Consider the following 269-nt stretch of genomic DNA (forward strand, 5'->3'; position numbering starts at 1 on the left):
CACCCCATCATTTAATCTTCCGGCACCGGGCAGGCGTCACACCCTATACGTCCACTTTCGTGTTTGCAGAGTGCTGTGTTTTTATTAAACAGTCGCAGCCACCAGTTTATTGCAACCCCTTCACCCTTCTGGCGCAAGCCAGTCAAGCTACCAGGGCGTACCTTATCCCGAAGTTACGGTACCAATTTGCCGAGTTCCTTCTCCCGAGTTCTCTCAAGCGCCTTAGAATACTCATCTCGCCCACCTGTGTCGGTTTGCGGTACGGTCAA

At 52.4% G+C, this 269-nt stretch carries 1 rRNA gene; it reads right to left on the reverse strand.

Annotated elements, in window-relative coordinates:
• Window positions 1-269, reverse strand: a 23S ribosomal RNA gene (locus AB4Y44_RS42650); the annotation flags it as partial.

The organism is Paraburkholderia sp. BR10937, assembly GCF_040965695.1.
In the GTDB taxonomy this organism is placed as follows: domain Bacteria; phylum Pseudomonadota; class Gammaproteobacteria; order Burkholderiales; family Burkholderiaceae; genus Paraburkholderia.